Source organism: Chitinophaga sp. CCNWYY40, from assembly GCF_037483205.1.
GTDB lineage: Bacteria > Bacteroidota > Bacteroidia > Chitinophagales > Chitinophagaceae > Chitinophaga > Chitinophaga ginsengisegetis.
Genome location: NZ_JBBHLF010000004.1, coordinates 506,112 through 521,168 on the forward strand (window position 1 = coordinate 506,112; position 15,057 = coordinate 521,168).

Below are 15,057 nucleotides of genomic sequence, written 5' to 3' on the forward strand. Positions count from 1 at the left end.
AGCCTGAAGAGTTTGTTCATCCTAGAAAGTAGCCCTTACACCTAAGCTGTAAGTGGAGGAAACCGGGTAAACATTTGCATCATAACCAGAAACCGAATAACCAAAGGAAGTATTGGTGCCTACTTCAGGAGTAAAACCATTGTACTTTGTAAAAATAAACGGCCTGTCGGCAGTACCAAATACCCTCAGGGCAATGGGCGACTGCTTGCCTACATTAAAGTTATACCCAAGTTGAATATTCTGTACACGTAAATAAGCGCCGCTCTCTACAAAAAAGGAATTGCTCACTTTAAACCATCCCTGACCTAAAGCATACGCTGATGGATATGCATTCGTGGAACCAGGACCGGTCCAGAGATTGCTGGCAAATTTTTCATCCAAGTTCAGCGACGTGGAAGCTTTGTAAAGCCGTCCCCGGTTGAGGTTCATAATTTTATTTCCTGATACGCCCTGGAATGCCACGCTAAAATCAAAGCCCTTATAAGTAAGTCCAAAATTGAAACCATAAGTAACTTTTGGCAAATAGCTTCCCATATTGATGCGATCTTTATCGTCCAGGATGCCATCTCCATTCTGGTCCTTATACTTAGGAAAACCGGGAACAATCTGAGAGGTAGCCGATTGGTTATAATGGGCAGCAACCGGATCACCATCAACCTCCGCCTTCGTTTGGTAAACACCGATAAATTCGTAACCATAAAAATAATTGATGGGTTGCCCAACAACTATGCGGTTAGGAAACTCAGCTGTCCACTCCGGAAATCCACTTGTGGAGCTTGGAAGCGTTCCTAAGTTTGTAACTTTATTTTTTAAAGTCGACATATTGGCGCCTATCTGGTATCCTACGTTACCAATTTTATCATGCCAGTTTAACGCAATATCCCAACCACTGTTCACCATATCAGCCCAGTTGCCATAAATAGTAGTATAAGTAAAAGGGAATGGGCGATAGAGCGCCGCTTTAGTTGTTTTTCTGTTGTAATAATCAACAGATCCGTTTAATTTTCCTTTCAGCATTTCAAAATCAACACCGCCATCCCATTCTGTTACAACTTCCCAGGTGATATCTGTATAAAATCTGTTTACTGTATAGCCGGGCAGATATTGGCCATTGGCTGCTGCAGTACTACCAAAAACGGCGGAAGTGCTGTTGCCGGTTTTCACGATGGCATATCCCGCATTGGCATTTACACCGTCGTTACCAAGTTGTCCCCAGCTACCCCTGAGTTTTAAAAAGTCAAACACTTTCTGATTCCGCATAAATGCTTCTTTACTGATCACCCATCCAAGACCTACGGAAGGGAAATAGCCCCATTTTGTCTGGTATTTTGAACTTCCATCGGCACGAAAAGTTGCTGTCAGTAAGTACTTATTATCAAAATCATAGGTGCCGCGTGTAAAGAATGAGATACCGGCGTTGCGGGTACCATCCTCTTTATAATAAGCCGCATTCGGCGTTCCCTGGCTGGTATACCACGATTCTTCTACATCGGGTACATTATCCGCTTCTGTCCGGGTTTGACGCCATCTTTCTTCCCTGGTAGACTGTCCCAGTAACAGGCTCCAATGATGGCGGCCTTTGCCATCCTTATAGGTAAGCAGGTTGTCCAGGATATAATTGGTAGTCCGTTCCTGGATAGAAGTCAGGTGAGATACGGTGGCATCGGCGCCAGGGCCCAGGTTCCTTAAAGGGCTGTACTGGGTGCCAAGTAACGATCCATATATCTGGCTCAACTGGGACCGGAAAGTGAGTTTATTATCCCAAAAGCCTGCTTCTGCATACAGGGTTGGTAATATCTGAAATGCTTTTGACCGGTTATAATTATAATAGGCAGATGCCATTGGATTTTTATCATCCGATCTTCCAATAACGGAAGCCGCTGTGAACTTTACCGGGAAAGCATTCACATTGGTGCTGTCGTATACCGGGAATAAAGGGGAAGCTGTATAGGCATCCAGGAAAGCACCGCTGTTAGGCGTAAAAGTGATAGAATTATTAAAAATGGCCGAAAATCCTACTTTAAGCCAGGGAAAGGCTCTGGCTTCCAATTGAAGCCGACCGTTATATCTCTTAAAGTTATTCAGCGCATTCAAAATACCGTTTTGATAAGTATAGTTTAAACCTACTGAATAAGTTATTTTGTCACTGCCTCCCTGGATATCAATGCCATGATTCGTTATCAGGGCGCTTTTTCTTAAAATAACATCGTACCAATCCGTGCTGGTGGTTGGATTAAGCCCGCTGCCTCCAAATTTTTGAGAAGATAACAACACGGTACCACTGTCGGCGGTGGAACCTCTCTTCAGGGAGAAGTCGGTATATTGTTGTCCATTGGCCATTTTGAGAACGTTTGTTGGCTTCTGAACCCCTACATATGCATTATAAGTTACGCGGGTCTTCATGTTTAATTTCCCTTTCTTAGTGGTTATTAACACTACTCCGTTGGCCGCACGCACCCCATAAATCGCTGCAGCAGACGCGTCCTTAAGAACAGACATGTCAGCAATGTCATTGGGATTAAGGAAACTGATATCACTTACAAACATCCCGTCTACTACATAAAGTGGATTTTCATTATTAAACGATCCAACTCCTCTTATCCGGACATTGGGAGAACTACCCGGAACCCCGCTGGTTACTACCTGTACACCGGGAACGCTTCCCTGTAAAGCCTCCATAGGCGTAGCCGTAGTCCGCTTAAGCATATCGTCTGTATTTACAATCGATATCGGCGCCGTAAGGTCGCCTTTCTTCTGCGTGCCGTAGCCTACCACTACTACCTCATCCAACCCGGTCAGGGACTCCCGCAGTTGAATATTTAAGACATTACCGGTAATAGCCACTACTTTACTGGCGTACCCTATTGCCGACACCATAATAGAATCCGAGCCGGGAGGTACCGAGAGCGTAAAGGCGCCGGTTTCGTTTGTTGTAGTACCTGTAGCGGTGCCTTTCACTCCTACCGAAGCCATGATAACAGGTGCATTTTTGTCATCAGTGACGGTACCCTTTATGATTTTGTTCTGGGCTTTGGTGGTTAAGTGGAAAATAGTGGAAAGCACAAGGAGGATAAAAATTCCTAAGAACCTTTTTTTCATACGTAAAATTTAATTTTTAACTCGTTCTCGAATGTGAATCGTGGAAAATCAAATGTAGGTTAGCCCGCCAGAAAATGTTAAGAAAACCCTACTACACTACTACATCTTATCGCGTAATTCCCTATTTTTAGGGCAAAACCAACTACTACAATACTACTACATCTGTTACGCGGGGGCTTGAAACATGAATAAGATGCTGCTTAATATCCTGTTTTTCTTTGGGCTGTTTTTGGTGAGCGGCACACCTGCATATGCCCAAAATGGCATCGGCATTCCTGCTGTTATCAACTACACCAAGTTTAATTACAACGGAGGTAGCCAGAACTGGGGCATAGGACAAGATAAACAGGGAGTAATGTATTTTGCCAATAATGAAGGCTTACTGAGGTTTGATGGCAGCCATTGGAAGCTTTATCCGCTGCCTAATAATACGGTGATGTGGTCACTTGCAGTTAGTGATAACGGGAAAATTTACGTTGGCGGCCAGGATGAAATAGGGTATTTTTCTCCCGGACCCAATGGTATGCTCACATATACCTCCTTAAATAATAAGATCCCGGAACAATATAAAAAATTTGCAGATATATGGCATATTGCCGTCCTGGGCAACCGGGTTTTCTTCCAGGCCGACGACCGCGTCTTCGAGTATGACGAGAAAAACGTTCATACTTATATGGCCAATTCACAATGGCTTTTCATAGAACGTGCCGGTGAAAGCATTTATGCTTCTGATCGTGTTACAGGATTGCTACAACTGAACGACAATCAATGGACCCCGGTAGCGGATGGTAAAAAACTGGCCGGGGTGCTTATTGCCGGTATGTTCCAGATGGGCAAAGACAGTATCTTCATTGTTACCAGGACAAATGGCATCTTCCTGTTACATAACAACCTGATAACTTTACAAAACAATAGCAGGCAAAATAATCTCTACATCAATTCTGCCACTAAAATAAGTGAGGATGAATTTATTATAGCTACCTCCTCTGCCGGCTGCCTGGTGGTGAATATAAAAAAGGATGCGTGGGAAAGCTTCTCCGACGAACAAGGACTCCAGAATAACAATGCGTTGAGCGTTTTTATGGACGCCGGTAAAAACCTATGGGCAGGGTTGAATAGCGGGATTAGTTATATTAATTACAACTCCGCCATCAGGTACCTCCAGATCGGTAAAACAAACACCCTGCCCGGCTATTCAGCCCGGATACTAAATAACAGGCTGTTTGTTGCTACCTCCAACGGACTGTATAGCGCCCCTTTGGCAAATAATGGGAACCATGTTACAAAAAATGATTTCTCCCTGGTAAAAAATACAGAAAACCGGGAGGCATGGAACCTCAACGAAGTGAATGGACATTTGTTGCTTGGCAACGACAATGGAAGCTATGAAATACAGGGAAACGAAGCCCGGCTGCTTTCGGGAGGCGCAGGTAGCTGGTATTTCCTCCCCTTGTCTTCGGTTTATCCGGCACAGGATATCATAGTAGGCACCTATTATGGCCTGAAACGGCTCCGGTATGAAGGCAATGATTTCAGGGACGAAGGAAAGATGGACGGCATGAATGATTCCTATCGTTTTATGGCATTGGATCATAACGGGGATGTATGGGCCTCCCATCCCTATCGCGGTATCTATCGCTTTAGTCTTTCTCAGGACAAGAAAAAATACACCTCCCGGCTATACACCCTCAATGATGGTTTGCCTTCTACCTTAAATAATTTTGTTTTCAAGATAAAAAATCAAATCATCTTTGCTACGGCCCGCGGACTCTACGAGTTTAATCTCCAAACAAATAAATTTTCTCCTTCCCCGTTTCTTTCAGATGTTTTTGGGAGAATGAAAGTACGTTATCTGACAGAAGACAAAGAAGGCAACATCTGGTTCTGCAACGAAAAAGGCACAGGGGTTGCGCATTTTTCTACAGCGGATGCTGTCAGCACCCCTAAGGTCACTTATTTTCCAGAGCTAACCGGGCAGCTCCTGCCAAAATTTGAAAACATTTATCCTTATAATAAGGAAAACGTTTTTATTGGCTCAGAAAGAGGATTAATTCATCTTGATTATCAAAAATATTCATCCGTAAAGCCCGGGCTGACCGTTTTCTTAGGACTGGTAAAAGCTATTGGTAAAACTGACAGCACCATCTTTGGTGGCTATGGCGGCACAGACAAACAGGTATTGCAATTGCCATCAGCTTACAATGCGTTTCATTTTGAATACAGCTCGCCATCATATGAATTCCAGAAGAATATTGAATATAGCTATCAACTGGAAGGCTACGACAATGACTGGTCGCCCTGGGATCCTAAAACGGAAAAAGACTATACCAACCTGTCAAACGGGGAATATACTTTTAAAATAAAAGCCCGGGACAACCAGAATAACGAATCCCCGGTTGTTTCTTACAGTTTTGTCATCAATGCCCCGTGGTATAAAACTATCTGGGCAATACTCTGCTACATCTCCATTTTCGCTGGTCTGTTATTTATGATGAACAAACATCAAAAGAATAAATTCCTCTCACAACAGAAAAAATTTGAAGAAGAACAAAAAAGACTGAAATACATCCACCACCTGGAATTGGAGAAAAATGAAAAGGAAATAATCAAGCTTCAAAATGAAAAATTAGAACAGGAAGTTTTTATCCAGAAAAAAGAATTGGCGAATGCAAGTATGCACCTGATGGAAAAAGACGATACCTTAACAAAAATAAAAGAAAAAGTTTCGCGTCTTAACAATGATACCACTAATAACAACGATATTAAAAGTATCACTGACCTGATCAAGGACACTGAAAAAAACAATGCCAACTGGGAAGTATTTGCTGCTCACTTTGATGAGTTAAATGATGGATTTCTGAATAAACTGAAAAAGCAATATCCGCAGCTTACCAATTCCGATTTAAAAGTATGTACTTATATCAAGCTTAATTTAACAACAAAGGAAATGGCGCAATTGCTGAACATCACGGTTCGCGGCGTGGAAGTAAGCCGGTATAGGATAAGAAAAAAGATAGGCCTGCAAACAGAGCAATCGTTAAGTAACTTTTTAAACCAGATTTAAAGACTAACCATCCTTCCATACGCCAGCCCCCTCACTTCTGTTTATTGTCGTAACCGTCAATAATAAAAATTAAAAAAATCTGATTTAATTGCCTATTTTATGTAAGTACTGCACAGGCATTTTGTTTTATGAGAACCCGTGAGAACCCGTAAGCGCTTTAAACCCTTAATAGGCACATTCTTATTCTATGACCCAAATTCTATCCACGATGACCCACAAAATCAAATCCTCTTTAACCCGGGCTGCAATGCTCATTCCTCTATTACTATTGTTGATGATGCCTTCCACGGCCCAGATAGCATGGCCTGCTGGTCAGTTGCTGCCAACGTTTCCGGCAACAGCCAGCAACCTGGATCTGTTTTACAATAACGGAACGTCTCAACGGTCCTGGCGCTGGGAAGGGGAAGGCCCCGCTCTCAGTCATCATACCGGGCGCCTGGAAACCGATGGCTGGCTTTGCCAGGTTGGAATCGATGCGGCGAATGAACATATGATTTACGGACCTTATGATAACAGTGTTACAGCAGGAGCCAATATTGCGGAGTTTAGAATGAAAACAGATAATAATACCGCCAACAATGACTCTATAGTAGATATCGATGTCAGGGATGCCACCACCGGCGCAATCCTTGCGTTTAAGGCAATTACCCGTCAGCAATTCCCCATAGCGTCCGATTACACAAGTTTCAAATTGCCTTTCACAATGCCGGCCGACAGTCACGCTATTGAACTGCGTGTATTCTGGAGAGGAGGAGCATATATAAAAGTGGACTGGGTGGGTGTGCAGCAGGATAATGCCACTGCCGAAACCTATTTATTTGCTTCCCTGAAAGGCATCGTTAACAGCACACAACCACGCCTCTTTTCCTATGAAGGCGATGCCTTTGCAGAAGGACCGTATACCTGGATGCAGTCTTTGGGTTTAACCTGGACCGAACATACCGACAGGTGGGAGCTTATCACCCAATACCGCAGCGAGGTATCCGGCCTGATTGTTTATGATCCGGCGCAGTCAGCCACGGTAAACCTGGCAACCATGCTTGCAAAAAATAAAAAGGCGCTCATTGCCTCGCCATCGTTATTATCACGCTTAACAGGCGCCCCTTATAACCTTCCGGTATTGCTCGATTTGCGTGGCCAGTTCACCAGTAACCTGCAGGTGTACCAAACCTTATATAACACCTATTGGCCAACGCTGGATCACCGGGTGTTAATAGGATTAAGTCCGGAAGTGCATCAGGGCTCCCTGCGGGAATACGCCACTGCCCTGGGCGCCGCAGTAATTTGGTTAGATCCGCGGGTAACGGGTGAAAGTGAACTGCTAAACAGCTTTTTATCCTCCATGCCGGCAGGAGCCTCCTTCATGGGTTGGTGGCCGGAAGAAGGTTCAGGTATAACCAGGGCATCCAGCTATGGTATAGCTACTGTTGCCAGTGACTATGCCACCAATTTAACGGTTCATAGCGGTATGCCCAGAACCGTCAACGTTAAACCGATACCTCCAAAACCAGCACTAAAGAACAAAATTTACGTGGCGTTTATATTAAGCGACGGGGATAACTTACAATATGTGGAGCACCTGATGCGCAAGCTCTGGAACAATCCTGACCGGGGCTCGGTTCCCATTGGATGGACTTTGTCCCCCGCAATGGTGGACGCCATGCCGGGAGCGTTAAACTTCTATCATCAAACTTCCACTAATAACGACAACCTGATTTCAGGCCCCTCGGGATACGGTTACGCCTACCCTAATAATTTCCCCAATCAAAATACACTCAACCAATTTGTTGCTAAAACCGAGGATTACAACAAACGGGCAGGGCTCCGGGTGGTTACCATCTGGAACACGATTACAGGTGGCATCAATCAAAATGTGGGTGAGAGCTTTGCCACCTATGCCCCATCATTACTTGGATTAACCGCACAGAATACGGGCGGCCCCCTTAGCATCTATAACCAAACCTTGCCGGGAATGCCGCTCTCCTGTAACTATTGCACCGGGGAACAAGCCATGAAGGATGCCATTGACGCTGCTTCCGCAGGATGGGATGGAGCATCGCCGAGGTTCATGATTATACAGGCGCAACCCTGGCAGGATGTGAAGCCAACAAATTTTAAGAACGTCATGAACTCGCTCGATTCAAATCATATTGTGGTGCGACCAGATCATCTTTTTCAATTGCTGCGTGAAAAAAACGGGCTTCCACCCGTTGATGCCAGTGATAGCCTGGGAACAGATATTACAGATCTGGGCGGGATATTAACCGCTCAATATCAAACGGGGTCTCCGGCAGGCGAAGAATATACAAACCTGACCGATAACAATCGTAACACCAAATACCTGACATTTAACCCTTCCGCCTGGATCCAGTATCAGGCGCCATCCGGCTATGTAGTGAAAAGCTATAGGATCACTTCAGCAAATGACGCCCCGGAGCGGGATCCTATGAACTGGACGTTACAGGGATCGGCAGATGGAAGCAGTTGGACCACTATTGATAGCCGTTCCAATGAAGATTTCCCCTATCGTAACCAAACAAGAATTTTCAACATTAACAATAATACGGGGTATACATTTTATAGACTGAATCTGTCAAATAACACCGGAACAATGCTCCAGTTGTCGGAGATCGAATTGTTTGGCGAACCATCACCGGGGCTGAACAATATGCGCATCAATGTGCTGGCAGGAGCGGAAACGCCCAACCAGCTGAAGGGCACAAAACAGGGTATTTCGCTGTATCCGAACCCGGTTGGCGCCAGGCTCTATATCAGCGGGCTAAATAACAACGCCCATCTTGAGGTGTATGATAATGATGGTCAGCGTATGAAAACGGCATTGGGTATGTCTATTAGCATTGCTGAACTGATACCGGGCACCTATTACTTAAAAGTCAGATCAGCACAGATAAATCATACTTATAAGTTTGTTAAGCAATAGTTGCAGGCCCCTGGTCTGAAAGAAAACCCGCTCCGTGAGTGGGTTTTCTTTTTTAGCCAATGCCTGATATCCATTTCCCATCAGAAGGCTTAAATAAGAGGCCATCATGCTAATTCTGTATCATTACCAGGTACCTGTAATGCTGCGCCGTGAGTAGGCCCATTATAGGATAAGCCGTAGATAAGCCGTATATAACCCGTATATAAGCCATAGATAACCCGTACCTATAGAGATCCGGCTTATCTCCGGCTTATCCCTGTCTTTTCTATAAATATAGTCCGGGTTATCCTGTAATAGGCCCTAACGCAAATACGCCTGGCGCCACAATTGGGAATACCAAAATGGTTAATTTAGATCCTACTATTGTTGGGAAATATAAAGTCGACGAAAGCAATTTATTATGACAGATGAAAGGCAATCCATATACGACGTAATCATCATTGGCGGCGGACAAAGCGCTTTATCCGTGGCGTATTATCTCCGCCGGACCACACTGAAATATATCATGCTGGATGCGGCGCCCCTTCCGGGCGGTAGCTGGCAGTACACCTGGAAATCTCTTTCCCTGTTCTCCCCGGCGCAATGGAGCTCCCTTCCGGGTGTTTTTATGCCGGGAGGTCAGCATCATTACCCCAGCCGCGCGGAAACCATCACCTATTTACAGGAGTATGAATTACGGTATAAATTCCCGGTAGCAAGACCTGTAAAGGTTACATCAGTAATAAAAAAAGAAGATACTTTTGTTTTAACCACCACCGCCGGCTATTATTACGCAAAAGCCATTGTAAGCGCTACCGGCAGCTATGCCAATCCCTTCATTCCGGATATTCCCGGAAGCGCCTCTTTTAAGGGTACTGTACTTCACTCTTCACAGTACCGGGAACCGGAAGATTTTTCAGGAAAACGCGTGGCCATTGTGGGAGAAGGCAACTCCGGCGCGCAAATCCTGGCGGAGGTTTCCAAAGTAGCATCTACCCTGTGGATCACGCGGCAACCACCCGAATTTTTACCGGATGATATTGACGGCAAATATCTCTTTGATGCGGCCACCCAGCTATACCAGGCCAAACAACAAGGCAGGGATTACCAGCCTCCTTCGCTGGGGCACATTGTAATGGTGCCTCCTGTAAAAGAAGCCAGGGAAAGAGGCGTATATCAACATTTCCTTCCCGCATTCGATCATTTCTACCCCGATGGAATTGCATGGAATACAGGCCGGCAGGAAGCCGTGGATGCCGTTATTTTTTGTACAGGATTCCGGCCAGCATTGGCGCATCTGGCTCCATTGGGAATAATACAACCGGATGGCAGGATTAAAACAAACGGAACAAAAGCAACAGGTATTACCGGCCTCTGGTTAACCGGCTATGGATCATGGACAGGCTTTGCTTCTGCCACACTTATCGGTGTAGGCAGAACGGCTAAGCAAACCGTGGAAGAACTGAGTAGCTTCCTGCAGTCTGCATAAAAAGCGCCTCCTTACTCCGCCTTAAACGACAGCCCCTTTTCTTTCAGCGCATTGCGCAACTTTGGCAGTGAGCTTTTTCCCATTCCATGAAGCGCCAGTATAGCTGCTTCGCTGAATTTGGAGAGTCGCTGTATGGTTGTGATGCCTTTACTCTCCAATGCGCGGCGCGCGGGTGCGGAGAGTGATGCAAAAAGATCTCCCGGAGCAGCAGTATGCCTGGCGGCATTTTTTGCCAGGCTTTCTTTCACCCTGAACTTTACTATTTTATTGATTAAAGAAATAGGGAGAGGGCGGTCCAATGGAAACTGAACGGCACCTTTGGAATTCTTATAAACGGAAAGCTCTTTTTCAAATGCTTTAATGCCGGAGGCGCCGGGGTAAAAGCCGATGTGATGTTTATATCCTGCAAAATGAACGAGGTTGCCGTTTAAAGTAAAAGTTGGAATACCATAACCGATTTTCTCTCCTGCTTCAGGTACAATTTTCCTGATAGCCGCCCTCATTTGCTGCAGCAGCGCCTGGGTTTCCTCCGGAAAACCGGCGATATACTGATCAATGTCGTTTACTGTTTTCATATCGCTGAATTCTTCCTGAAAATTAGTATAATCCTGCTGTTCTCACGGGGTACTAACACGACATTATACGGGTCATTTGCGACTTAGGTATCGTTTCTTCATTCTGCATTCAAACGCCGGATAAAATAAACATATTCCGGAAGAAACACCGATTTTTGATAAAATCATTCATCATGAAAGCCGTCGTTATTACCAAACCGGGTGGTCCGGAAGTATTGCAGCTACAGGAATATCCGGCGCCGGTGCCCGGACAGGAAGAAGTGCTGATTAAAGTACATGCAGCCGGTCTTAACCGGGCGGATTTGTCGCAACGCGAAGGCAGGTACCCGGCGCCTCCGGGCGTGCCGGCAGATATTCCCGGGTTGGAGGTGGCCGGCACCGTGGTTAGTAGTGGCGAAGGCGTTACCATGTGGTCGCCCGGCGATAAAGTATGCGCGTTATTGGCGGGAGGTGGCTATGCGGAATATGTGACCGTAAAAGAAGGGCAATGCCTCCCTGTTCCCGAAGGGCTCAGCTTTGCCGAAGCGGCCAGTTTGCCCGAAACCGTTTTCACCGTATGGAGCAATGTTTTTCAACGCGGGAAATTAACGCCGGGCGAAACCCTGCTGATTCACGGAGGCTCCAGTGGCATTGGCATTACCGCCATACAACTGGCACACGCATTAAACAATAAAGTATGGGTAACAGTGGGTACGGAAGAAAAAGGGGAAGCCTGTATCAGGCTGGGCGCCACACAATATATCAATTACAAAAAACAGGATTTTGAGAAAGTACTCGCCACAACAGGAATAGATGTGATACTGGACATGGTGGGTGGGAAATATCTCGGTAAAAATCTTACTATCCTTAACCCCGAAGGGCGGCTGGTATATATCAACTCAATGGAAGGCAACCTGGCGGAAGTAAATATTTCCACGGTGATGCAAAAACGTATAACCATTACCGGTAGTACGCTCCGGAGCAGGGAATACAGTTATAAAAAAGCATTGGCGGCCGATATCCACCAACACGTATGGCCGCTGATAGCAGCGAAAAAATTCCTGCCGGTGGTATACGCCACCTTTCCGTTTAAAGAAGCCGCGGAAGCGCACCGGCTGATGGGCAGCAGTGAACACATAGGTAAAATTGTATTGGTAAATGAATAAAAACAAAAGGTGTACCGTTGATAGTACACCTTTTGTTTTATTATTTTAGTAAGATATTAAAAGCGGTAACCGATCGTCATCCTGAAATTGCGGCGCGCCTCTACTATATAATTGTAAAACCCGGTGGAAGTAGTAGGAATAGAAGCAGCAGTAAGCAGCCGCTGATTATCCAGCAGGTTATTCACCAGTACTGCAATACTATACTTTCCTTTAACGTAATTTAAACCGGCATCCGTACGGAAGTAGTTGGGAATGCTGAACACCTTTGTGGCGCTTCCTACGTAGCGGTCGGCCATCCACTGGATACCGCCTGTTACGCCAAATCCGTTCAACACACCTTTACCGATGCGATAGTTCAGCCAGGCATTGGTAATATGCGTAGCTGTATTAGGCGTTATATTACCTACTGTTTTCGTTGTGGCTGTTGGTGATTCCTTTGAAATTTTCGAATCGGTATAAGCATAGTTCAGCGTAGCATTCAAACCCGGTAGTATTTCCCCGGCGATGTCAATTTCCACGCCTTTGGTAAGCGTTTCGCCGAGTTGCTCCTGTACATCAGCACCACGACTGTCTTTCATATTCAGGCTTACAAGCGAGTTTTGCCTGGCGATGCGATACACAGTGGCAGATGCCACCCATCTTCCTTCAAACCATTCTTTCTTCACACCAGCTTCCACATCTACTCCTTTAATAGGTTTAAATGCGTTCTGGTTGGAGTCAGCACCCGGCACAGGTACAAACGACTGATCAAACAAGCCGTAGATCGTAGTAGATTTATCTATAGAGTAACTCAAACCAACACGGGGCGTAAATACATTATCCTTTATGGCCAGTGCTTTGGTTTTGCCAACAGTTTCTGCGTAAGTAAAGCGACCTGCGAGCGACAAACGCAGCTTGTTGTTAAAAAATCCCAGTTCATCCTGTATATAGGCAGAGGTGTAGTTTACGGAGCTTACATAGTTACTGCCGCCCGCTCTTGTTTTTACACTCTGGCTGCGGTCTATCGTGGGCAGGGTACCAATAGGAATACTGTATACAGGGTTATATACATTGAATTTCTTATCGCCTACCATATCGATATTGGCCAATGATCTGAAATCTCCCCAAAACTTTTTATTCCCCATATCCACACCCGCCAGAATCCTGTGACGCACCGTACCGGTATACTCTTCGCCCGAAATGGACGCCTGCGCAAAACGGTTTTCCCCGGCTTCATCCGCCACACTGAAAGTTCTGCCCATATTCCCTGCGCTATCTATATTGGAAGCCCAGATACTGTTTGCCTCCATGCCGAAGTTGAAATAAGCTACCTGCGCATGTGCTTCCCATTTATCATTCATCTTATGATCGAAATACAGGTATACACTATGATCCTTCAATTTGCCCGGTGTGAGGGAAGGATCACCATAAAAGAAATTATTGGAGATACCTTCATCCAGCAATTTAATTTTGGAGAAAACATAGTTCCCATTCGCCAGGTACGTTGATCCCTGGTAAGTATATTCCAGCGTAACAGAAGTGCGGTCATCTACCAAATATTTTAATACCGGCGCAAACAGGTAACGGTTGTTGAAGTTGTATTTGGTATAGTAGTCCTTCTGCTGACCGGCCACATTCAAACGGTACAACAGTTTACCATCTTTACTCAGTTTACCATCAAAGTCGAGGGCCGCGCGGTAAGTGCTGAAACTACCCATGCTGATGCTGGCAGCTCCTTTGGTAACACCCGTAGGCTTTTTGGTAACCACGTTGTAAAAGCCACCGGGCTCGCCACCTGCCAGCATAAAGCCTGCCGGTCCTTTCACAAATTCAACCCGGTCAATCATAGCGGCATCTTCTGCGGTAGGTCCCCAGCTGGCTTCTATGTTCATGCCATTTCGGAAAGCAGGGATCTTGGAACCACGCATCCTGATATTCGCATACTGATTATCCCAATGCCCCACACGTGTGGCCCCGCTTACATTACGGGTGATGCCATCTACCAGGTCAAATGCCTGCTGGTCGGCAATTACATTGGCAGATATTACCTGGATATTCTGCGGCACCTCGAGGATGGGCGTTCTCAATCGCAGTGATCCGGAAAGACTGTCGTTCTTATACCGGTTTCTTGCACCACTCACAATTACTTCTTTCAATTGTTTATCGGAAGCTTCCAGCTGCAGTTTTATCTGCACAATCTGATCCTGTTCTACAGTTATTTCCTGCGACATTGTTTTATACCCGATCAGCATTACCTGCAAAGTATATTTTCCAGGCATCAGCTTTTTGAATACAAACTCTCCTTTTTCATTGGTAAGTGTGCCGCGGTTTTTTTCTTTGATCTGCACCGCTACATAAGCCGCCGGCGTACCGTCTGACGTAACTACCAAACCCTTAATAGCAGATAAAGGCTCAGTAACAGCGGATACATTTATGGAAAAGCAAACAGCACATAGAAAGCATAAGTACACCGTTATCCGGTTGATAAATGAAAACATATAGGTCGGTTAATTCTGTTTAGAAATTCAGGCGCAAAATTAATTACGATACACCGGGCAAGGTTACGGATTCGGGAAAAAGGTTTACGCGATACGGAAAAAACGTTTTAGCACATGGCGCACCAGGCAGATATAAATACCCGCTATATATCCCTAAACAGGTATTTATACCCGTTTTCAGAAACACTCATTTACACTCTTATCCAGGCCGGCAGATCAATAGACTTTTGTGAAGAAGAATGTGCAGCTGCCAGCACAGAAAAAAACAGGTCGGCCAGGCTTGACAAT

At 45.4% G+C, this 15,057-nt stretch carries 7 protein-coding genes; 4 read left to right on the forward strand and 3 right to left on the reverse strand.

Going from position 1 to position 15,057, the window contains the following annotated elements; all coding sequences use genetic code 11:
* Positions 1-21: 21 nt before the first annotated feature.
* Positions 22-3,099 (reverse strand): SusC/RagA family TonB-linked outer membrane protein, encoded by a 3,078-nt coding sequence (locus tag V7S65_RS16815; RefSeq protein ID WP_079469240.1) that lies wholly within the window; start codon positions 3,097-3,099, stop codon positions 22-24.
* 184 nt (positions 3,100-3,283) lie between these two features.
* Between V7S65_RS16815 and V7S65_RS16820 the strand changes: the two genes are divergently transcribed.
* The 3 genes from V7S65_RS16820 (at position 3,284) to V7S65_RS16830 (ending at position 10,572) form a co-directional block, all read left to right on the forward strand.
* Positions 3,284-6,163 (forward strand): ligand-binding sensor domain-containing protein, encoded by a 2,880-nt coding sequence (locus tag V7S65_RS16820; RefSeq protein ID WP_339546064.1) that lies wholly within the window; start codon positions 3,284-3,286, stop codon positions 6,161-6,163.
* Between the two features lie 247 nt (positions 6,164-6,410).
* Positions 6,411-9,104: a T9SS type A sorting domain-containing protein gene (locus tag V7S65_RS16825; protein WP_336387359.1), complete on the forward strand. Its 2,694-nt coding sequence runs from the start codon at positions 6,411-6,413 to the stop codon at positions 9,102-9,104.
* Between the two features lie 400 nt (positions 9,105-9,504).
* Positions 9,505-10,572 carry an ArsO family NAD(P)H-dependent flavin-containing monooxygenase gene (locus tag V7S65_RS16830; RefSeq protein ID WP_336387360.1) on the forward strand — a complete coding sequence of 356 codons (1,068 nt, stop codon included), beginning with the start codon at positions 9,505-9,507 and terminating at the stop codon, positions 10,570-10,572.
* An 11-nt stretch (positions 10,573-10,583) separates the two neighbouring features.
* Here V7S65_RS16830 and V7S65_RS16835 read toward each other — a convergent pair whose 3' ends face one another.
* Positions 10,584-11,147 (reverse strand): DUF1801 domain-containing protein, encoded by a 564-nt coding sequence (locus V7S65_RS16835; protein WP_336387361.1) that lies wholly within the window; start codon positions 11,145-11,147, stop codon positions 10,584-10,586.
* Between the two features lie 173 nt (positions 11,148-11,320).
* On the opposite strand from V7S65_RS16835, the gene V7S65_RS16840 reads away from it, so the two are divergent.
* Positions 11,321-12,292 (forward strand): NAD(P)H-quinone oxidoreductase, encoded by a 972-nt coding sequence (locus tag V7S65_RS16840; protein ID WP_336387362.1) that lies wholly within the window; start codon positions 11,321-11,323, stop codon positions 12,290-12,292.
* Between the two features lie 56 nt (positions 12,293-12,348).
* Here the strand turns inward: V7S65_RS16840 and V7S65_RS16845 are convergent, their stop codons facing one another.
* Positions 12,349-14,769, reverse strand: a complete 2,421-nt coding sequence (locus tag V7S65_RS16845; RefSeq protein WP_336387363.1) for a TonB-dependent receptor — start codon at positions 14,767-14,769, stop codon at positions 12,349-12,351.
* Positions 14,770-15,057 lie beyond the last annotated feature (288 nt).

Coding starts and splice junctions, on each gene's coding strand:
- V7S65_RS16840 (WP_336387362.1), top strand. CDS start 11,321: ATGAAAGCCGTCGTTATTACCAAACCGGGTGGTCCGGAAGTATTGCAG.
- V7S65_RS16830 (WP_336387360.1), top strand. CDS start 9,505: ATGACAGATGAAAGGCAATCCATATACGACGTAATCATCATTGGCGGC.
- V7S65_RS16835 (WP_336387361.1), bottom strand. CDS start 11,147: ATGAAAACAGTAAACGACATTGATCAGTATATCGCCGGTTTTCCGGAG.
- V7S65_RS16845 (WP_336387363.1), bottom strand. CDS start 14,769: ATGTTTTCATTTATCAACCGGATAACGGTGTACTTATGCTTTCTATGT.
- V7S65_RS16815 (WP_079469240.1), bottom strand. CDS start 3,099: ATGAAAAAAAGGTTCTTAGGAATTTTTATCCTCCTTGTGCTTTCCACT.
- V7S65_RS16825 (WP_336387359.1), top strand. CDS start 6,411: ATGCTCATTCCTCTATTACTATTGTTGATGATGCCTTCCACGGCCCAG.
- V7S65_RS16820 (WP_339546064.1), top strand. CDS start 3,284: ATGAATAAGATGCTGCTTAATATCCTGTTTTTCTTTGGGCTGTTTTTG.